Consider the following 19,413-nt stretch of genomic DNA (forward strand, 5'->3'; position numbering starts at 1 on the left):
GGCGACCGTCTGCGCGTTTTGTTTTACATCCCCGCAGCAAATTCGTTATGTTTAACCTCAAACGGTGTGACACAACGGCAATCAAGGTACATAGCGATTGCCGATGAGGATGCCAAGACCCTATAATGATAATTGTTATCATTGAAAATTCAGTTAACTGAGGAGTTTAGCTATGGCTGTAACCAAACTGGTGCTGGTACGACACGGTGAAAGTGAGTGGAACAAAGAAAACCGTTTTACCGGCTGGCATGATGTTGAACTGTCCGAAAAAGGCCGTACCGAAGCAAAAGCTGCCGGTCAGCTGCTCAAAGATGAAGGCTTCCACTTTGACTTCGCCTACACCTCCGTGCTGAAACGTGCCATCCATACTCTGTGGAGCGTTCTGGACGAACTGGATCAGCCATGGCTGCCGGTAGAAAAATCCTGGAAACTGAACGAACGTCATTACGGCGCGTTGCAGGGTCTGGATAAAGCTGAAACCGCGAAAAAATACGGTGACGAGCAAGTGAAACAATGGCGTCGTGGCTTTGCCGTGACTCCGCCAGAGCTGGACCGTTCAGATGAGCGCTTCCCGGGCCACGATCCGCGTTACGCAAAACTGTCTCAGGAAGAGCTGCCAACGACGGAAAGCCTGGCGCTGACCATCGAACGCGTTATCCCTTACTGGACTGAAGTGATCAAACCTCGCATTGAAAGCGGCGAGCGCGTGATCATCGCTGCACACGGTAACTCCCTGCGTGCGCTGGTCAAATACCTGGATAATCTGGGCGAAGACGAAATTCTGGAACTGAACATCCCTACCGGTGTTCCACTGGTTTACGAATTCGACGAAAACTTCAAACCGGTTAAACATTACTATCTGGGCAATGCCGACGAAATCGCAGCGAAAGCCGCGGCCGTGGCAAACCAGGGTAAAGCGAAGTAATTAACATTCACTGACCTGTTCAGTGAATGTGAAAGGCATGCGTAAGCATGCCTTTTTTGTTTTTGAGGCAGGATGACTTACGTCTTTTTGCGCCAGTACATATTCATATTTTCGAATATGTTATTGACTCTCCTGTTCTGTCGGGTAATATTCCCCGACAACATCAGGAGTGTCTATGCCCCAGCTTACCCCGCTTCAGCTCTTCAAATGTCTTTCTGACGAAACCCGTTTGGGGATCACGCTGTTGCTGCATGAAATGGGCGAACTGTGCGTATGCGATATCACCGTCGCCATTGAAGAGTCGCAACCTAAGACCTCGCGTCATCTGGCGATGCTGCGCGAAACCGGCCTGTTATTAGACCGACGCGAAGGGAAATGGATCCACTATCGCCTTTCACCGCACATTCCTGTCTGGGCAGCCGAAATCATCAGGCAGACCGCCCAATGCCAGTTTGTACAAATCACTCAGCTCACCAAACGTCTGCAACAAGGCAGCGTCGCTTGCCAATAATACGTTAAAAATTTACTCATTCATATATGAAATAACATATGTAATACGGAGAACACTATGTGGCTCGCAGGCCTGATTTTTATCTTTACCCTGATACTGATTATCTGGCAGCCCGGTGGATTAGGCATTGGCTGGAGCGCGAGCCTGGGCGCGGTGCTGGCCCTGGCGACCGGCGTTGTACATCCCGGTGATATTCCGGTGGTATGGGAAATTGTCTGGAACGCCACGGTGACGTTCATCGCCGTGATTATCATCAGCCTGTTGCTGGATAAATCGGGATTCTTCGAGTGGGCCGCGCTGCACGTCGCGCGCTGGGGAAACGGCAAAGGCCGATGGTTGTTCACCTACATAATTTTACTCGGCGCCAGCGTCGCTGCGCTGTTCGCCAATGACGGCGCGGCATTGATCCTGACCCCCATTGTCATCGCCATGCTTCTGGCACTTGGTTTCAGCCGTGGCGCGACGCTGGCCTTTGTCATGGCAGCCGGGTTTATTGCTGATACTGCCAGCCTGCCGCTGATCGTCTCCAATCTGGTCAATATTGTCTCTGCCGACTTTTTCAAACTTGGCTTCAACGATTACGCCTCGGTGATGGTGCCCGTCGATATCGCCGCTATCGTGGCGACGCTCATCATGCTGCATCTGTTCTTTCGCAAAGATATTCCGAAAACCTACGATGTCGCCAGGCTCAGGCGCCCGCGTGATGCGATTAGCGATATGCGCACGTTTAAAACCGGCTGGCTGGTCCTGATTCTGTTGCTGGTGGGTTTCTTTGCCCTTGAGCCGCTGGGCATTCCCGTCAGTGCGGTGGCCGCTGTCGCAGCGTTTATTCTCTGGCTGGTCGCCCGTCGCGGTCGCATTATCGATACCGGTAAAGTGCTGAAAGAAGCGCCATGGCAAATCGTCATTTTCTCACTGGGGATGTATCTGGTGGTTTATGGTCTGCGCAACGCTGGCCTGACGGAGTGGTTGTCCGGCGTGCTGAATACTTTCGCCGTTCACGGATTGTGGGTCGCCACGCTGGGTACCGGGTTCCTCAGCGCCCTGCTCTCCTCACTGATGAACAATATGCCAACGGTGCTGATTGGCGCGCTTTCCATTGAGGGCAGCACTGCAACCGGCGTCATCAAAGAGGCCATGATATACGCCAATATTATCGGCAGCGATCTCGGACCGAAAATTACACCGATTGGTAGCCTGGCCACGTTGTTGTGGCTTCACGTTCTGGCACAAAAAAATATCGCCATCACCTGGGGTTATTACTTTTACGTCGGCATCGTCATGACCCTGCCAGTACTGTTCGTCACGCTGGCAGCCCTGGCTGTCCGCTTATCATTTCATGTGGCCTGAGCCACTCACCTCAAAGAGAACTCGCAATGACCGATATCACGATTTATCACAATCCAGCCTGCGGCACGTCGCGCAATACGCTGGCGCTTATCCGTAACAGCGGCGCTGAACCCGCAGTTGTTTTGTATCTCGACACCCCGCCGTCACGCGATGAGCTGATCGCCCTGATTGCCGACATGGGCATTTCCGTAAGCGCGCTGCTGCGTAAAAACGTTGAACCTTACGCACAGCTGGGTTTGAGCGAGGATAAATTCTCTGACGACGAGTTGCTGGATGCCATGCTGGCACATCCGATTTTAATCAACCGGCCGATTGTCGTAACACCGGGGGGAACCCGACTTTGCCGCCCTAGCGAAATCGTACTGGAGATTTTGCCGGACCACCAGAAAGGTGCGTTCACTAAAGAAGACGGTGAAAAAGTGATTGATGAAAATGGGCGGTTGATTGTGAAGGATGAAAAAAGATAAGTGATGGCAAAGAATAATATTAAAAATACTTATGGTTATTCTTACCCTGCGAACAATATTAAATGACACTTTCAAAACCTGTATGTTTTTATTTATTTAAATATGATGAAACACCTAAAGATTAAAACAACTTATCCGATACTACAGAAGGGGAATATTAGAACCCTAATAAAGCGAATCGCCATCTAACTGATCGCAAACTATGCTTAAAATCCGTTACCTGACGACCTTGAAGCATTTGCCACCGGGGTTACAGATTATGAACTTCCTAAGAAATATTAAAATAAGAACGGCACTCGTACTCATTCTCATTGTATTTTCTCTGCTCTGGGCAGGAGCATCAGGATTTGCGTTATATTCTCTTAAAGAGTTAAAACTCGAACTGGGCGTGACCCATATTCAGCAAAATAATGGCGATATCATCAACGGCGCGAACGCGCAGTACTATCGCGCCGTCACTTCGCTTGAACGTGCCATGGCAGGCGTAGAAAAAAATGATAATGCCATTTTTGATCTCGAAATGAAGGCGACGGCGGTGGAATTAGAGAGTCTGAAAAAAGGTTTAATGGAGTTTAAAGCGATTAATCATGGCAATCTTGATGCGCCAACAATAGATGATATTTATAACAGTTCATTTAATCTTTACCATGAAGCTGTGTTACCCCTGTTTGAATCTGCTAAAGATAAAAGAATCGGCGACTTCGAGAAAATTAAAAATGATAAGTATCTTCCTCTTAGGCGTAACTTCAGTGCGGCAATTGATAAATACAACAATAAAATAATCTCTTTAAATGCTGAGGCAAATGAAAGGATTACGCATTGGGTGACATGGTGCCAGTATATTCTCATTAGCGCACTGGTGATAAGCGTACTCATTATGATGGCGAGCGATCGTTATTTAGTTAATTTCCTCGTTAAACCTCTGAATATCATAAAAGCCCACCTGGAATCTTTGGCTACCGGCGTACTGGATAACAAAATTGTCGAACAGGGAAGAAACTGTATCGGCCAGTTAGTCCCTTACATTGATAAAATGCAGGGCAACTGGGCGCAGACCGTACGTGATATTCGCAACAGCGCAGACTCCATTTATAAAGGTTCCAGCGAAATCTCCATCGGCAATACCGACCTGTCTTCACGGACTGAAGAACAGGCTTCCGCACTGGAAGAGACCGCCGCCAGCATGGAGCAGTTGGGGTCAACCGTCAGACAAAATGCGGATAACGCCGGGCAGGCAAGTACGCTTGCTAGCCATGCGACTCAGGAAGCGCATACCGGGGGCGATATTGTCAGCGGGGTCATCACTACCATGACTAAAATTACCGGCAGCTCACATAAGATTGTCGATATCATCGGCGTCATCAACAGCATCGCTTTCCAGACCAATATCCTTGCCCTGAACGCTGCGGTTGAAGCCGCACGTGCGGGTGAGCAAGGTCGTGGCTTTGCCGTTGTCGCCAGTGAAGTCCGAAATCTGGCTCAACGTAGCGCGCAAGCCGCTAAAGAGATTGGTGTGCTGATCAATGAGTCCGTTGAAAATATTAAATCAGGGTCAGATCAGGTGACGCGCGCGGGTGAAGCGATGGAGAAAATTGTCAGCTCAGTCAGTCACGTTAATGAGATCATGAGTGAAATAGCGGCAGCGTCTACTGAGCAAAGCAAAGGGATCAGCCAGATCGGTACGGCGGTGGTTCAGATGGACAGCGTGACCCAGCAAAATGCCGCGTTGGTGCAGGAGTCTGCCGCAGCGGCGGCCTCTCTTGAAGAGCAGGCGAGACAGCTCACTGAGATCGTTTCCATCTTTAAAATTAATGGCCCGGAGAAACGTGCCAACACGCAACAGCTGAAAAGGCCAGATATGAGTGCAAAAAGCCAGGCATTAGCGACCGTTTCGGGCGGATGGACCAAGTTCTGAATTTTTTATTCCCCCTCAGGTTGATTGAGGGGGAATAAGTTCCTGAAGAGCATGGACACCGGAGTCTGCAAATTAGAGTATGGGTTAGTAAAGCTTATCAAGGAGAAACCTATGCCCGTCAGATACGCCTCACCGGATGAAGCAGAAAAGCTCTGGGAGATCAGGAATCAGGCCATTCGTTATGGATGTAAGAATACGTATGACGCAATCGTAATCACTGCCTGGACACCAGATAAGATGCCAGAAGGATTTCGCAAAGCCATCACCAATAATCCATTTTTCGTCGTGGATTCGCCGGAGGATAACTTCCCGGTTGCAACAGGTTTTCTCGATCTGGAAAATCAAAGCGTGGAAGCTATTTTTACGCTGCCTGCATTCACGGGCAAAGGCTATGCACGGCTGATCCTGGATGCCATTAAGACTGAAGCGAAAGAGCGAGAATTGGCCGTACTAACATTATCCTCTACGCCCAACGCCTTTGCGTTTTATCAGAAGAACGGGTTCAGTCTGGTGAAGGAAAGCCTGTACCAATCTGAGTTGGCGAAAGCCGATTTGCGCTGTATGGATATGCGTTGCGAACTTTAGTTTTAACTCAAAACAAAAAAGCCCCGAATACACGGGGCTTCATAACACGAGAGTTTTCAGCCGACTTTCGTCCATGCTGATTGCCAGGCAAAGCCGACACCCGGTTCATAAGCGTTTGAAACGTCAGTCCACTGTATGCAATAACCGCTCAGCGGTGCAGGCTTGCACTGGTAGATGCCGTTATCTTTTGGTTGTAATACTTTGGTTCCGGCTTTATAGCTTTTCAGCCCTGCCGGGAAAGTATAATCATATTGGCCTGCGGCAGAGGGCGTTGAATCACTGCTCACCATAAAATCATAAGTCGTCTGAGTGACTTTGCCGGTATCGTCGGTCCCTTTCACCACCAGCATGTAATGGCCGTCGCTCATATCCTTCATACTCAGGGTTAAAGCCTTATTGCTGTTATCAAGTGACGACGCAACGTAGCCTTTCTGGGTTTGCGCGTGGTCATACACCGTGCTTTCGATGGCCATTTTACCGGTCACTGACACGTTGAAATTCAGCGTTAAATTGCCGGAAGTCGCCACGTAACTCGATTGCATACCGCTGACGGAGAAGGTCGGAGACGGAGCAACGCCTTGCTGCTCGACAGTCACCTCTACACGCGTGAGCGTGCCGCCCGGATTAGTGAACAACCCGTTCGCGCCATATATCGCATTAAACGTTCCGTCCGCTGCCTTCTGGCCTGCGCGGAGCTGGCCGTTGCTCTGATTCACTTTTTGCGCCAAATCGTGAGCCCAGGTATTTTTCTCTCCCTGCTCATCACTGCTTATAATCAGGCGGGTGCTCAACTCAGCACGTTCACCGCTGACATCAAAGACGCGGGTACTGACTTCATCTCCTCGTTTTAAGTCGATGACCGGCTGAATTGTTCCGACTTGCTGAGTCCATGAGGTGTCTGGTGCGACGCTGCCACCGGAAAGAGTAACGTCCATCACATTATAAAAACTATTGGCAGTATTACCCACTTCCCACACCGCTAATATCACCTGATAACCGGACCGTTCTGGCACATTACACGAGTGCGTCACCGTCGCGGGGGGTGATTCCATTGCGCCATTAATCGTACAGAAGGGTGTTAATTCGAATGAACTGCGGGAAAGCGGTTTATTTACATCCCAGTTTTGTTGAGTAATGTAATAACGCCAGTTACTGGTCACATGATTAGCGGTAAATAACCAGGTGAATTTATTTGCGCCCGGTGTTATTGCGGTTTTTGCCCAGCGAACGCTGGTTTGCTCATCAAGATTAGAGAAACGATCGACACCCGCGCTGGCAATTTTACCATCAGCAGGTCCTTTCTCCGGGAAGCCAGACGGCGCCTCGAGGCTTTGTGGTTCGTACTGAACCGCGCCGCAGTTGATGTTCTGCGCCGTATTACAGGCGTAACTACGGGAAACAGGCGACGTTAAATAACCATGCGCCCATAATGAGGGACTGAAACCCACCAGACTAAAAATAATCCAGGATTTAATTTTCATAGTAATGACCTTAATAAATTAATAATATAATTAAGTGACATGCTGAAATAAAATACAACAACAAGCATGCGCATCCAAATTAGGGAATCCCGAAGGGTAAATCTATTATTTTATTAGGTTTACTGGCAGTTTAAGATTTACTGAATTAAATCATTCATCAAAACAATCACTGATAATAAAACATAGCGGATACTGATCATTTATCTAAAGACGAAAAAAAACCGGGAATAATATCCCGGTTTACTCGCGTTACTTACAAATACTGATATTAACCGCGGCGCGCTTTGACCGCGTTCGCCAGGCTGCGCAGCAGCACTTCGGTGTCGTCCCAGCCGATGCAGGCATCGGTCACACTCTGGCCGTAAACCAGTGGCTCACCGCTGTCCAGGTTCTGGTTGCCCTCTACCAGATGGCTTTCCACCATCACGCCCATCACTGCCTGTTCACCCCCAGCCACCTGAGCGCAAACATCTTCACAGACTTCCATCTGCTTTTTGAATTGTTTGCTGCTGTTTGCATGGCTGAAGTCGATCATGATACGTGCCGGCAGACCGCCTTTTTTCAGGCCTTCTTTCACTTCCTGTACATCTTGCGCGCTGTAGTTTGGCTTTTTGCCGCCGCGCAGGATGATGTGGCAATCGTTGTTACCGCTGGTATTGACGATCGCAGAGTGTCCCCATTTGGTGACGGACAGGAAGCAGTGTGGTGCGCCGGCGGCGTTAATCGCATCGATCGCCACTTTGATAGTGCCGTCAGTACCGTTCTTAAATCCGACCGGGCAGGATAAACCGGAGGAAAGCTCACGGTGAACCTGAGATTCTGTCGTGCGTGCGCCAATCGCGCCCCAGCTCATTAAATCCGCCAGATATTGTGGCGTGATCATGTCCAGGAATTCGCCCGCCGCAGGCAGTCCGGTATCATTAATATCCAGTAACAATTTGCGCGCGATGCGTAAACCGTCGTTAATCTGGTAACTGTTATTCATGTGGGGGTCATTAATTAACCCCTTCCAGCCGACGGTGGTACGTGGTTTTTCGAAGTAAACACGCATCACCACTTCCAGCTCGCCCTGCAGTTCTTCACGCATTTTCATCAGGCGCGCCGCGTACTCTTTTGCAGCTTTCGGATCATTGATAGAGCAAGGGCCGATTACTACCAGAAGACGATCATCGTTTCCTTTCAGAATCTTATGAATGGCATTGCGTGCCTGAGAGACTGTTTTCGCCGCTTTGTCGGTCGCAGGAAATTTTTCCAGCAGCGCGACAGGTGGCAAAAGTTCCTTAATTTCTTTGATACGTAAATCGTCGTTTTGATAATTCATAACTGTTCCATTCGGGTATTCATAAGTGACAAAGCGAAACGCTGACCGCGTTCAATCTAGCCGTATTGGGTGACGGTGTAAATCTACTTTTACACTTACGAATAGTCTCATTTTGATTCAGGACATGAATTCATTAGCTAACCTTTTAACTGTCCATACGAAAACGACGACGGATCCTTCTGTAACAATGGAGATGACAATATGAATAAGTTCGCAATCGCATTCTTTACCGCAGCTCTGGCCCTGACTTCAGGTGCCGCGCTTGCAGCAGGCACCGATGCTGGTTCTAATAACGGCGCAGCTAATCAGTCCGACAGCCCAGGCTCAATTCAGAAAATTGCGCCTAATGGCGTTGATAACAGCAAAATCAATGAAACCGGCCAACCCGTTAATGAAGTCCATAAAAAGACTCACAAAACGACGGATAAAGCGCATCATGACATGAGCAAGAAAACGGTCGATCATAAAAAAGCAATGTGTAAGGACGGCCGCTGCCCGGATCAGGTTCCAGGTACTAACCAGTCTAAAGCTACGGGTAATTAAACCTCGCCCTTACAGCAAAGCATCATGAGGAACTTCGGTTCCTCTTTTTTCGCCCTGCCCCCTTCTTGCAACACGTCATGATTACGTTATTGTAATTGCCTCTATTCATCATTTTTGTGAATACAATTATGTCTGCATCATCATTTTTACCTCAGGATAAAAACAGTCGGCGACTGCTGCTCGCGTTCCTGATTACCGTCACTTTTATGGTCGCCGAGGTGATCGGTGGTCTGATTTCCGGCTCACTGGCCCTGCTGGCCGATGCCGGGCACATGCTGACCGATGCCGCTGCGCTGCTTGTCGCACTGATGGCGGTGCGTTTCGCAAAGCGTAAGCCTAACTCACGCCATACCTTTGGCTATCTGCGCCTGACCACCATGGCGGCCTTCGTGAACGCGGCTGCACTGCTGGTGATCGTTGTGCTGATTGTCTGGGAAGCTATCGCCCGTTTCTTCAACCCGCAACCGGTTATGGGCACCACGATGCTGGTGATCGCCATCGCCGGGCTGTTCGCCAATATTCTGGCGTTCTGGCTGCTGCATCAGGGGGAAGAGAAAGCCAATATCAACGTGCGGGCCGCAGCGCTTCACGTGCTTGGGGATTTGCTTGGTTCAATTGGTGCGGTCGCCGCAGCGCTGATCATTATGTACACCGGCTGGACGCCGATCGACCCCATTTTGTCGGTGCTGGTATCGTGTTTAGTTCTGAATAATGCGTGGCGCTTGCTACGTGAAAGCTTTCACGAATTACTCGAGGGCACGCCCGAAGAGATCGATATCGATGAGCTGCGTAAGGATTTATCGCGCAGTATTCCTGAAGTACGAAACGTGCATCATGTTCACGTCTGGCAAATTGGTGAACAGCGGCTGATGACGTTGCATGTTCAGGTGGTACCACCGCATGACCATGATGCGCTGCTTGGACGCATTCAGCATCATTTGCTCGAGAAATGCCGCATAGGTCATGCGACTGTCCAGATGGAATACGGTCATTGTGAAACGCCCGATTGTGAGATCAATGAAGTGCCTGTCACGAGCGGCGGACATGATCATCACGGTCATAGCCATGCGCATCATTGATTGACATGTTTCATAACGCAAAACGCCTCCGGATTGGAGGCGTTTTTTTGGCAGGCAATCAGGCGGTTTGTAGCGGTAGCGAACCGTTTTGCTTCGCGCTTTTGATCCACAGCCAGGAACCATTTAGCGCGATAAGCGTCAGCAGAACATACTCCAGCGCCATCGCGTAGACTCCCTGATACGCGAAAATTGCCACGCTGATGACGTCAATCACCACCCAAAGCAACCAGTTCTCGACGTATTTGCGCGTCATCAGCAGCATTGCCACAATCGACAGCACCATCATTGATGAATCCCAGAACGGGAATGCATCAGGCTGCAGCTCGGGCATCTGTACATTCAGCCCAAGCGCCTGCATCAGGTTAACGGCCAGCAGCGTGAGCGCGGCAAACACACGGTCTATATTGAAGGTCATCAGCAGGATGCCAGCGACACAAATCACGCCCCAAAGCACTGCTTTTCCGCGCGGTAACCAGCGAATTTGCAGCTCAGCCTGTTGATCTGCCGTCTGGCGGCTCCATGCGTACCAGCCGTAAATATTGGCACCAAAGAAGAATACTTGCAGCAGCAAGCTGGCATAAAGTTGAATCTGGAAGAAAATGATCGCAAACAGCGTAACGTTGATCAGGCCAAACGGATAGTTGATCAGCTTCTCTTTGCTGGCGAACCAGATACACAACAGACCAAAAATAGTTCCGATCGCTTCGATCCATGACAGGTCATAGCCGCCTTTCCCCAGCGGAATATGCACCAGGATATTGCTGGTACTGAAAAAATCCATCATCTCGTCCTTTCCTTTCGTCAATTACAAAGCTTTGGCTTACAGCATTTTAGACTGAGTACGCAGTTTGAGATCAGCCGCGAACGCCAGCATACGGTTCAGCGGGATCAAAGATTTCACATGCAGCGCCTCATCCACTTCAATAGCATGTTCCGCGCCGCCGTGCTCGAGGCCTTCCGCAATGGCTTTCAGGCCGTTCATCGCCATCCACGGACAATGTGCACAGGTACGACAGCTGGCGCCTTCACCCGCCGTCGGCGCTTGGAATAATTCTTTATCCGGACACACCTGCTGCATTTTGTAGAAAATACCCCGGTCAGTCGCCACGATCAGCTGTTTGTTGGGCAGTGTTTTCGCCGCCTGAATCAGCTGGCTGGTCGACCCTACCGCATCAGCCATGTCGACGATCGCCTGTGGAGACTCTGGATGCACCAGCACAGCGGCGTTTGGGTACAAACCTTTCATTCGGGTCAGGGCCTGAGTTTTAAACTCGTCATGGACGATACAGGCGCCCTGCCAGCACAGCACATCTGCACCGGTCTGTTTACGCACGTAATTACCCAGATGCCGGTCCGGTGCCCAGAGGATTTTCTCCCCCAGACTATCCAGATGCTCAATCAATTCGACGGCGATGCTGGAGGTCACCACCCAGTCTGCCCGCGCTTTAACCGCAGCGGAGGTATTCGCGTAGACCACTACGGTACGATCGGGGTGACTGTCGCAAAAATCCGAAAATGCCTGCTCAGGGCAACCGAGATCCAGCGAGCACTCTGCATGGAGTGTCGGCATCAGCACGGTTTTCTCCGGGCTGAGGATTTTAGACGTCTCACCCATAAAACGCACACCGGCCACCAGCAAAGTCGACGCCGGATGCTGGCTGCCGAAACGTGCCATTTCCAGTGAGTCTGCCACGATACCGCCGGTTTCTTCTGCCAGCGCCTGAATTTCAGGATCGGTATAGTAATGCGCGACAATTACGGCATTACGCTCCTTCAGCAGTTTCTTAATTTTCTCTTTATAGAAAATTTTTTCGTCTGCATCTAGAACAGCGGGCTTCGGCGGAAAAGGATATACCGTCGCATTCAGATCCAATGTTTCGCTCATACTCATCATCTCATTCAGTCAGGCGTCGTGCCTGAAGGCTGGAAGCCACCCCTGGATTCAATCAGAAACAGAGTGGTTTTGTATGCTAAACAAAATAACGTAAAACAGGAGGAAAGTCGTCGGTATTTTCGCCGTTAAGCTAAAAATGTTTACCAGACTTAAATTTGACAGGTTTTGGTACGCTGCGCGGAAAATTGCGCATGGGATAAAAAGAAGTTTAGAGGCTCAGATGCGAAAAAAGCGCCAAAAGGCGCTTTTTCCTGAATTCTTAGATTTAGATGTCTTCACTTAAAAGTGGTGGGCCGTGCTGGATTGACTCGGCTTCGCCTCGCCCTGCGGGCAACGCTGACGCGTTGTCGTCTCGCTTCGCTCGGCTCGAACCAATGGTTCTCATCCTGCACTGCTTCACAGTGTATTCCACTTGAAAAGTGGTGGGCCGTGCTGGATTCGAACCAGCGACCAATTGATTAAAAGTCAACTGCTCTACCAACTGAGCTAACGGCCCATCTAAATACTTTGTGTTACTTTACTCTTCGGCGTTCAGAAACTTACTCAGGACTTCCACTTGAAAGTGGTGGGCCGTGCTGGATTGACTCGGCTTCGCCTCGCCCTGCGGGCAACGCTTACGCGTTGTCGTCTCGCTTCGCTCGGCTCGAACCTATGGTTCTCATCCTGCACTGCTTCATATTGTATTCCACTTGAAAAGTGGTGGGCCGTGCTGGATTCGAACCAGCGACCAATTGATTAAAAGTCAACTGCTCTACCAACTGAGCTAACGGCCCTTCCTGAATACTTCTGACTACCTGGTGAATTGCAGTTGGTGTGCAATCCACTTGCGTGCTGTTTAGATTGGTGGGCCGTGCTGGATTCGAACCAGCGACCAATTGATTAAAAGTCAACTGCTCTACCAACTGAGCTAACGGCCCATCTAAACTTGCTGCAAATTGCCTGATTCTCTAACAGCTTGAGCCGTTTGGAGTTGTCTGGGCAACGGCGGCATATATTACTTATTTAACTTTTCAGTGCAACTTTAATTTTCATAAAGATGCCTGACTGCTGGTTCTTCACACACTCAAGCCCAGAAAATGCACGATATGTACATTTTCCGGACCTGAATAGGGTTTTACTTTGCAGATAAACGTTTTTGAGCTTGTTTTGCCGCATCGGTATTTGGGTACTGTTTTACGACCTGCGTAAAGACGGCTTTGGCTTTATCAGCCTGACCTTTCTCCTGCATGATCACCCCAACCTTGTACATCGCGTCAGAACTTTTTGGAGACTTAGGATAGTTTTTGACCACGACTGCAAAATAATACGCAGCGTCATCTTTTTTACCCTTGTTGTAATACAACTGACCTAGCCAATAATTCGCGTTCGGCAGGTAGGTTGAATCAGGATATTTTTTGACGAAACTCTGAAAAGCCGCAATGGCCTCATCATACTGTTTCTTTTCCAGCGCCAGTGAAACAGCTGCATTGTAGTCACTGTTCACATCACCCGTACTTGCAGGTGCCTGAGCTGCACCGGCATCAGGCGCTGATGCTGTGTTAGCAGAACCAGACGCATCACCCGTGGCTGCGGCAGCGCCCGTACTGGCGGCTCCGGCAGACCCTTGGCTTAGGCTGTCCATTTGCTGATACATTTGCTTCTGACGTTCAACGATTTGGTTCAACTGATACTGATTCTCCTGGATTTGACCACGAAGAGTATCGGCATCACGTTGGGAATCAGAAAGTTGCTGCTGGAGTTGAGTTAATAGCTGGCTGTGAGCGTTAGAAATACGCTCCAGAGAGGTGACCCGATCTTCAATCGAGCCTGAGCCGACATTACTGATTGGCGCTTGGGCAGTAGCGGCCCATGGGACCGCTACGCCAACCAGTAACGACAGACTTAACAGGTGAGTTCTGAAGTTACTGCTCATGCGACTCTCTTAGTATACCAGTACGGCACGACGGTTTTTGGCGTAAGCCGCTTCGTCATGGCCCAGTACAGCTGGTTTTTCTTTACCGTAAGAAACGATAGAGATCTGATCAGCAGAAACGCCTTTACCTTGCAGGTACATTTTAACAGCAGTAGCACGACGTTCGCCCAGGGCGATGTTGTACTCTGGAGTACCACGTTCGTCAGCATGGCCTTCTACGGTCACTTTGTAAGACGGGTTGCTGCGCAGGAAAGCTGCGTGTGCATCCAGCATCTGAGCGAATTCAGAAGACACATCGTACTTGTCTAAGCCGAAGTAAACGATGTTGTTTTTCTGCAATTCTTGCATCTGCAGACGAGCTTGCTCTTCTGAAGACATGTTTGCGTTTTCAGTGCCAGCGCCGGTGTTCAGACCCATACCTGATTGGTCGTTGTCTGCGTTCTTGTGTGAACTACAAGCAGCGACTGCCAGTACAGGCAATGCCAGCATCAGCCCTTTCAGAACTTTGTTCAGTTGCATCTATTCGATCCTTTTATAATTTTTTGCCATACATAGTTGTATATGCATCACAGATACGGCGACCAGGCAGGAAATTTGACCTGTCCATCAGTTGCCGGAAGACGCGCTTTGAAACGTCCATCAGTCGATACCAACTGCAACACGGAACCCAGACCCTGTGAAGAGCTGTAAATAACCATGGTGCCATTAGGAGCGAGGCTAGGCGTTTCATCCAGGAACGTGTCCGTCAATGTTTGAACGGCTCCCGTTGCCAGATCTTGTTTAGCGATGTGCTGTGTACCGCTGGCGCTGCTCACCATTACCAGGAATTTGCCATCTGCACTTACGTCAGAGTCCTGATTTTGAGAGCCTTCCCAGGTCAGACGCTGAGGCGCACCGCCATTAATATTCACTTTATAAACTTGTGGACGACCGCCCTGATCCGACGTAAACGCCAGATTCTGGCTGTCCGGGAACCAGGTAGGTTCAGTATTGTTGCTGCGACCGTTAGTCACCTGGCTGATTTGGCCAGAACCAAGGTTCATCACGTACAAGTTCAGGCTACCGTCTTTAGACAGTGCGAAAGCCAGTTTGCTGCCATCAGGCGAGAACGCAGGTGCACCATTGTGACGTGGGAAAGAAGCAATCTGTCGAATGCTGCTATTCGCCAGTGTCTGAACAACCAGTGCAGAACGGCCGCTTTCAAAGGTCACGTACGCCAGTTTGCTGCCGTCCGGAGACCAGGCCGGGGACATCAGCGGTTCTGGTGAACGGTGAACGACAAACTGATTGTAACCATCGTAATCCGCTACGCGCAGTTCATACGGGAACTTGCCGCCGTTGGTCTGCACGATGTAAGCGATACGGGTACGGAATGCGCCTTTCACACCAGTGAGTTTTTCGAACACTTCATCACTGGCGGTATGGGCGGAATAACGCAGCCATTGCTTGGTCACTTTATACTGGTTTTGTGCCAGTACGGTGCCCGGCGCGCCAGAGGTATCGACCAGTTGGTAAGATACCACGTAGCTGCCATCGGCTGCTGGCTGAACCTGGCCGATAACCACAGCATCGATACCCAGAGCAGTCCATGCGGCAGGAGTGACTTCTGCTGCGGTGGCCGGCTGCTGAGGCATACGGGATGCATCAATAGGATTAAACTTGCCGCTATTACGTAAGTCAGCAGCAACGATGCCACCGACATCTTCAGGTGGAGTACCCGGGCCAGCCCATTTAAATGGCACAACGCCAATCGGACGGGCGGTATCTACCCCTTGGGTAATTTCAATACGAACTTCTGCATGTGCTACAGATGCCCACATCATTAAAAGGCCGAACGCTACTCGAAATGCCTGCTTCATTGTATCTCCCTTATCTGGACGTATCTGCCCGCGATAATTTAGCAGAATTTTAACAAACCAACGCATACAAAACTAGAATTACACACTGCAATCTATCGTAAAATTCTGAAAAGTTATTATTTTCATCTTTTACTGTGGTTTAAATCTCATTGGTGCATTTTTAAAGACTTCATACACTGCCTGACTCGGTGGCTTAGGGATCCGCGCTTGCTTAGCTGCGGTAACTGCAGCCTGACATAGTGCAGGATCTCCACCTTCAGGTGTGACACTAATCAGCATACCATCGGGAGCCAACTTGATACGAAGATCACAGGTCCTCCCCGCATATAAACCACTGTCGTAGAATTTACTTTGAATAGCCGCTGTAACCTGACCAAGATACCCGTCAATCTCAGCCCCGGAAGCACCGCTTTTCTTACTGGCTCCCTTCCCTGCCGGAGCAGATGCCCCGCCGCCGCCCGTTGAACCTTTAGGCGCGTTCTTCGAATCAGCAAGACCATCGAATAAATTATCAGCATCCGCAGCGGCTTTTGCCGCCGCAGCTGCGGCCGCTTTCTTATCTGCAGCTGCTTTTTTCGCGGCAGCTGCCGCTTCAGCTTTCTTCTCCGCTGCCGCAGCCGCTTTAGCATCGGCAGCAGCTTTGGCGTCGGCGTCAGCCTGCGCTTTGGCATCTGCAGCAGCCTGAGCTTTCGCTTCAGCAGCAGCCGCTTTTTTCGCTTCAGCAGCGGCTTCTTTCTTCGCATCTGCTTCTGCCTGTTTCTTGGCAGCCGCAGCGGCGGCAGTGGCTTCTGCCTCAGCTTGTTTCTTCGCCTCGGCAGCAGCAGCTTTTTTCTGTGCATCAGCCTGGGCTTTGGCTGCTTCTTTAGCAGCATCGGCTTTAGCCTGAACGGCAGCTTCTTTCGCCGCTTCAGCCTTGGCTTGTGCAGCGGCAGCTTCTGCCTGTTTCTGTTGTTCTTTGGCCTGCTCAGCGGCTTGTTCAGACTGCTTCTGCTGCTGGGCCTGTTCCTGAGCCTGCTGCTTCGCGTCTTCCTGCGCTTGCAGACGCTCTTTCTCAAGCTCTTTCAGGCGCTGTTGCTCTGCGGCCTGCTTCTGCTGTAATTCTTCAGCCTGTTGCTCTGATTTTTTCTGACGTGCTGCAGCAGCACGTTGGGAATCAGCCTGTTGCTGCTGTTGACGATTGTACTGATCGACCACGGCACTTGGATCAACCATTACTGCGGAGATATCGCTACCGCCACCGCCGCCACTCATGCTGGTATCTTCGTCCAGCGATCCCAAAATCAGCAGGCCTATAATGATGATATGCAGAACGACCGAAACAATAACGGCGCGTTTGAGCTTATCGTTTTGTTCAGTTGCAGTTGCCTTTACCAAAATAGATTTCCCAAGACAGGATTACCAAAAACCCGGGTCCCTTCAGTGCCTGTCGTTCTCTTTTAACAAGGCAGGGAAAGCCGGGTTTCAAATAAGTGTTACAAATTACCTATCCTCAGATAGGTTGTGTCATCAATCCGACAGATTTCACACCGGCCTGATGCAACATATTTAGCGCCTTGATAATTTCATCATAAGGCACATCTTTTGCACCGCCGATCAGAAAGACTGTCTTCGGATTGGCCTGAATACGGCTGCTCGCTTCTGCGATAACCTGCTGTTCAGGCAACTGTTCCATACGCTGATGATCCACCACAATGGTGTACTGACCGACGCCTGAGACTTCAACAATCACTGGCGGATTATCATCGCTGGAGACGGCTTTGGAATCCGTCGCGTCTGGCAAATCCACTTCCACGCTCTGAGTAATGATGGGTGCTGTTGCCATAAATATCAGTAACAGAACCAGCAGTACGTCCAGCAGCGGAACAATGTTGATCTCCGACTTACCTTCGCGACGGTTACGACGACCTCGTGAACGAGCCATACTCTCCCCCTTTAGTTACTGCTGGTTTCGCGAGAGAAAGCCTGACGGTGCAGGATGGCCGTAAATTCTTCCATGAAGTTATCGTAGTTTTGCTCAAGCTTGTTCACACGCTGGTTGAGGCGGTTATACGCCATAACCGCAGGGATAGCAGCAAACAAACCGATCGCCGTCGCAATCAGTGCTTCTGCAATACCCGGTGCAACCATTTGCAGGGTAGCTTGTTTCACAGAACCTAAGCCGATAAAGGCGTGCATGATCCCCCAGACCGTACCAAACAGACCGATGTACGGGCTGATAGAACCGACAGTACCGAGGAACGGAATGTGCATTTCAAGGGATTCGAGTTCACGGTTAAAAGAGATACGCATCGCACGCGAAGAACCTTCAATCACAGATTCGGGTGCGTGGCTGTTGGCACGATGAAGACGTGCGAACTCTTTAAAACCGGAATGGAAGATTTGCTCTGCCCCGCTCAGGGTTTCGCGACGGCCCTGGCTTTCCTGATACAAACGGGAAAGCTCAATACCGGACCAGAACTTATCTTCAAACGCTTCTGCCTCACGGGTGGCGGCATTCAGCACTTTCGTACGTTGAATGATGATTGCCCAAGACGCGACAGAGAAGCACACCAGGATAAGCATAATCAGCTTAACCAGGATGCTGGCCTTTAAAAATAAATCAAGCATGTTCATGTCAGTCACTGCTTAAACTCCGCGACAATAGACTTAGGAAGCGCTCGTGGCTTCATTTGGTGTGGATCAATGCACGCAATTAACACTTCCGCAGAACTCAGAAGGTTTCCTTGCGAATCAAGAATTCGTTGTGCAAAAGTAAGAGAAGCTCCGCGAATGGACGTAATCTCACTCTGGACATCCAGCATGTCATCAAGACGAGCTGGTGCAAAGTATTCGACCGTCATGCGGCGGACAGCAAAAGCGACGTGTTCGCCCAGCAACTGTTGCTGGTGAAAATTGCGTTGGCGCAACATCTCTGTGCGAGCCCTTTCATAAAAGGCGACGTATCGAGCGTGGTAGACCACGCCTCCCGCGTCTGTGTCTTCATAGTAGACACGAACCGGCCATCGGAACAACGAATTACTCACTGTACATCCCGTAATGCAATTTGACGGCACTACTATACTCAAGAGGGCTGGGGTTGGGAATGGGTTGGATTGATGTATTGAAAATAATTATGGGCCAGAACGGCCCATAGGAATTTATGTGTAAATCTGTGTATTTATTCAGCTATAAAAGTATAGAAGTCCCGCAGCCAGAGCAATCATGGCAAGCAGCGGACAAAAGAATGCTTTCCAGATTGGCTTATGCGGACGAAATCCCAGACCGTGAATTATTCCTGCGCATACCGCCCAAATCAGAATGATCCCGTGCCACACTTCCAGTTGACTGGTCGACGAGGCAAACATACCCGGTTTCCAAAAAATACAGCCGGCAAGAACCAGCGACATCACCAGTGAAAGGGCCCGTAAGGGGCCCTTATCGGTGAGGGCGTAAATCTTATCCGCGATCACACTCATTACTTCTCTTCTTTGGCAGCTTTATTGGCTTCGCTGTGCTCAAACGCCAGCGCGGTAATGATACCAAACGAGCAAGCCAGTAAGGTGCCGAGGATCCAGGCAAAATACCACATGGT

21 protein-coding genes, 3 tRNA genes and 2 other RNA genes are annotated in these 19,413 nt (G+C 50.0%); 8 read left to right on the forward strand and 18 right to left on the reverse strand.

Annotated features, from left to right (window positions below; translation table 11 throughout):
- The first annotated feature begins 172 nt into the window (after nucleotides 1–172).
- The 6 genes from gpmA to AC0Z7K_RS02700 all read left to right on the forward strand — a co-directional run bounded on the left by gpmA (nucleotide 173) and on the right by AC0Z7K_RS02700 (nucleotide 5,753).
- Nucleotides 173–925, forward strand: coding sequence for a 2,3-diphosphoglycerate-dependent phosphoglycerate mutase (gene gpmA, locus AC0Z7K_RS02675; protein WP_112166632.1), 753 nt, complete (start codon nucleotides 173–175; stop codon nucleotides 923–925).
- A gap of 175 nt (nucleotides 926–1,100) precedes the next feature.
- Complete coding sequence (locus AC0Z7K_RS02680) at nucleotides 1,101–1,436, forward strand: metalloregulator ArsR/SmtB family transcription factor (RefSeq protein ID WP_485612672.1); 336 nt, start codon at nucleotides 1,101–1,103, stop codon at nucleotides 1,434–1,436.
- Between the two features lie 57 nt (nucleotides 1,437–1,493).
- Nucleotides 1,494–2,786, forward strand: coding sequence for an arsenic transporter (locus AC0Z7K_RS02685; RefSeq protein ID WP_485612674.1), 1,293 nt, complete (start codon nucleotides 1,494–1,496; stop codon nucleotides 2,784–2,786).
- Nucleotides 2,787–2,812: 26 nt separating this feature from the next.
- The gene (gene arsC, locus AC0Z7K_RS02690; RefSeq protein ID WP_485612676.1) at nucleotides 2,813–3,253 is read left to right on the forward strand and encodes a glutaredoxin-dependent arsenate reductase; all 441 of its coding nucleotides are present in this window, start codon (nucleotides 2,813–2,815) and stop codon (nucleotides 3,251–3,253) included.
- A 259-nt stretch (nucleotides 3,254–3,512) separates the two neighbouring features.
- The gene (locus AC0Z7K_RS02695) at nucleotides 3,513–5,168 is read left to right on the forward strand and encodes a methyl-accepting chemotaxis protein (RefSeq protein ID WP_485612875.1); all 1,656 of its coding nucleotides are present in this window, start codon (nucleotides 3,513–3,515) and stop codon (nucleotides 5,166–5,168) included.
- Nucleotides 5,169–5,279: 111 nt separating this feature from the next.
- Nucleotides 5,280–5,753, forward strand: coding sequence for a GNAT family N-acetyltransferase (locus tag AC0Z7K_RS02700; protein ID WP_485612677.1), 474 nt, complete (start codon nucleotides 5,280–5,282; stop codon nucleotides 5,751–5,753).
- A gap of 56 nt (nucleotides 5,754–5,809) precedes the next feature.
- Here AC0Z7K_RS02700 and gbpA read toward each other — a convergent pair whose 3' ends face one another.
- Nucleotides 5,810–7,234: an N-acetylglucosamine-binding protein GbpA gene (gene gbpA / locus AC0Z7K_RS02705; RefSeq protein ID WP_485612679.1), complete on the reverse strand. Its 1,425-nt coding sequence runs from the start codon at nucleotides 7,232–7,234 to the stop codon at nucleotides 5,810–5,812.
- A 268-nt stretch (nucleotides 7,235–7,502) separates the two neighbouring features.
- Complete coding sequence (gene aroG, locus AC0Z7K_RS02710) at nucleotides 7,503–8,555, reverse strand: 3-deoxy-7-phosphoheptulonate synthase AroG (protein WP_413528273.1); 1,053 nt, start codon at nucleotides 8,553–8,555, stop codon at nucleotides 7,503–7,505.
- Nucleotides 8,556–8,756: 201 nt separating this feature from the next.
- Between aroG and AC0Z7K_RS02715 the strand changes: the two genes are divergently transcribed.
- Together AC0Z7K_RS02715 and zitB are read left to right on the forward strand one after the other, a co-directional pair.
- Entirely contained in the window at nucleotides 8,757–9,098 is a 342-nt protein-coding gene (locus AC0Z7K_RS02715; protein WP_485612682.1) for a protein YbgS, read from the forward strand.
- Nucleotides 9,099–9,226: 128 nt separating this feature from the next.
- Complete coding sequence (gene zitB, locus AC0Z7K_RS02720; RefSeq protein WP_413528271.1) at nucleotides 9,227–10,177, forward strand: CDF family zinc transporter ZitB; 951 nt, start codon at nucleotides 9,227–9,229, stop codon at nucleotides 10,175–10,177.
- A 58-nt stretch (nucleotides 10,178–10,235) separates the two neighbouring features.
- Here the strand turns inward: zitB and pnuC are convergent, their stop codons facing one another.
- From pnuC to cydX, 16 genes are all read right to left on the reverse strand, one after another.
- A complete protein-coding gene (gene pnuC / locus AC0Z7K_RS02725; RefSeq protein WP_413528302.1) occupies nucleotides 10,236–10,958 on the reverse strand; it encodes a nicotinamide riboside transporter PnuC in 723 nt (240 codons plus the stop codon).
- A 39-nt stretch (nucleotides 10,959–10,997) separates the two neighbouring features.
- On the reverse strand, nucleotides 10,998–12,062 hold the full coding sequence (gene nadA, locus AC0Z7K_RS02730; RefSeq protein ID WP_485612683.1) for a quinolinate synthase NadA: 1,065 nt from the start codon (nucleotides 12,060–12,062) through the stop codon (nucleotides 10,998–11,000).
- 295 nt (nucleotides 12,063–12,357) lie between these two features.
- Nucleotides 12,358–12,477: non-coding RNA, RtT sRNA (locus tag AC0Z7K_RS02735), on the reverse strand.
- A gap of 14 nt (nucleotides 12,478–12,491) precedes the next feature.
- Nucleotides 12,492–12,567: transfer RNA gene (locus AC0Z7K_RS02740), tRNA-Lys, on the reverse strand.
- Nucleotides 12,568–12,634: 67 nt separating this feature from the next.
- Nucleotides 12,635–12,754, reverse strand: a non-coding RNA gene (locus AC0Z7K_RS02745) — RtT sRNA.
- Nucleotides 12,755–12,768: 14 nt separating this feature from the next.
- Nucleotides 12,769–12,844, reverse strand: a tRNA-Lys gene (locus AC0Z7K_RS02750).
- Nucleotides 12,845–12,912: 68 nt separating this feature from the next.
- Nucleotides 12,913–12,988, reverse strand: a tRNA-Lys gene (locus AC0Z7K_RS02755).
- Between the two features lie 197 nt (nucleotides 12,989–13,185).
- On the reverse strand, nucleotides 13,186–13,983 hold the full coding sequence (gene cpoB / locus AC0Z7K_RS02760; RefSeq protein ID WP_413528269.1) for a cell division protein CpoB: 798 nt from the start codon (nucleotides 13,981–13,983) through the stop codon (nucleotides 13,186–13,188).
- A gap of 9 nt (nucleotides 13,984–13,992) precedes the next feature.
- Nucleotides 13,993–14,502 carry a peptidoglycan-associated lipoprotein Pal gene (pal, locus tag AC0Z7K_RS02765; RefSeq protein ID WP_056771674.1) on the reverse strand — a complete coding sequence of 170 codons (510 nt, stop codon included), beginning with the start codon at nucleotides 14,500–14,502 and terminating at the stop codon, nucleotides 13,993–13,995.
- Between the two features lie 47 nt (nucleotides 14,503–14,549).
- A complete protein-coding gene (tolB, locus tag AC0Z7K_RS02770) occupies nucleotides 14,550–15,842 on the reverse strand; it encodes a Tol-Pal system beta propeller repeat protein TolB (protein ID WP_413528268.1) in 1,293 nt (430 codons plus the stop codon).
- A gap of 129 nt (nucleotides 15,843–15,971) precedes the next feature.
- The gene (tolA, locus tag AC0Z7K_RS02775; protein WP_413528267.1) at nucleotides 15,972–17,216 is read right to left on the reverse strand and encodes a cell envelope integrity protein TolA; all 1,245 of its coding nucleotides are present in this window, start codon (nucleotides 17,214–17,216) and stop codon (nucleotides 15,972–15,974) included.
- Nucleotides 17,217–17,331: 115 nt separating this feature from the next.
- Nucleotides 17,332–17,763: a colicin uptake protein TolR gene (gene tolR / locus AC0Z7K_RS02780; protein WP_413528266.1), complete on the reverse strand. Its 432-nt coding sequence runs from the start codon at nucleotides 17,761–17,763 to the stop codon at nucleotides 17,332–17,334.
- A gap of 11 nt (nucleotides 17,764–17,774) precedes the next feature.
- A complete protein-coding gene (tolQ, locus tag AC0Z7K_RS02785; RefSeq protein WP_056771666.1) occupies nucleotides 17,775–18,464 on the reverse strand; it encodes a Tol-Pal system protein TolQ in 690 nt (229 codons plus the stop codon).
- Nucleotides 18,461–18,865, reverse strand: coding sequence for a tol-pal system-associated acyl-CoA thioesterase (ybgC, locus tag AC0Z7K_RS02790; RefSeq protein ID WP_112168972.1), 405 nt, complete (start codon nucleotides 18,863–18,865; stop codon nucleotides 18,461–18,463). Before ybgC ends, tolQ begins: the two co-directional genes overlap by 4 nt.
- Nucleotides 18,866–19,003: 138 nt before the next feature.
- Nucleotides 19,004–19,297 carry a cyd operon protein YbgE gene (gene ybgE / locus AC0Z7K_RS02795; protein ID WP_485612686.1) on the reverse strand — a complete coding sequence of 98 codons (294 nt, stop codon included), beginning with the start codon at nucleotides 19,295–19,297 and terminating at the stop codon, nucleotides 19,004–19,006.
- A complete protein-coding gene (cydX, locus tag AC0Z7K_RS02800; RefSeq protein WP_013576433.1) occupies nucleotides 19,297–19,410 on the reverse strand; it encodes a cytochrome bd-I oxidase subunit CydX in 114 nt (37 codons plus the stop codon). Before cydX ends, ybgE begins: the two co-directional genes overlap by 1 nt.
- Between the last annotated feature and the right edge of the window lie 3 nt (nucleotides 19,411–19,413).

This window comes from Rahnella sp. 1L-D-7-B-C2 (assembly GCF_057290995.1).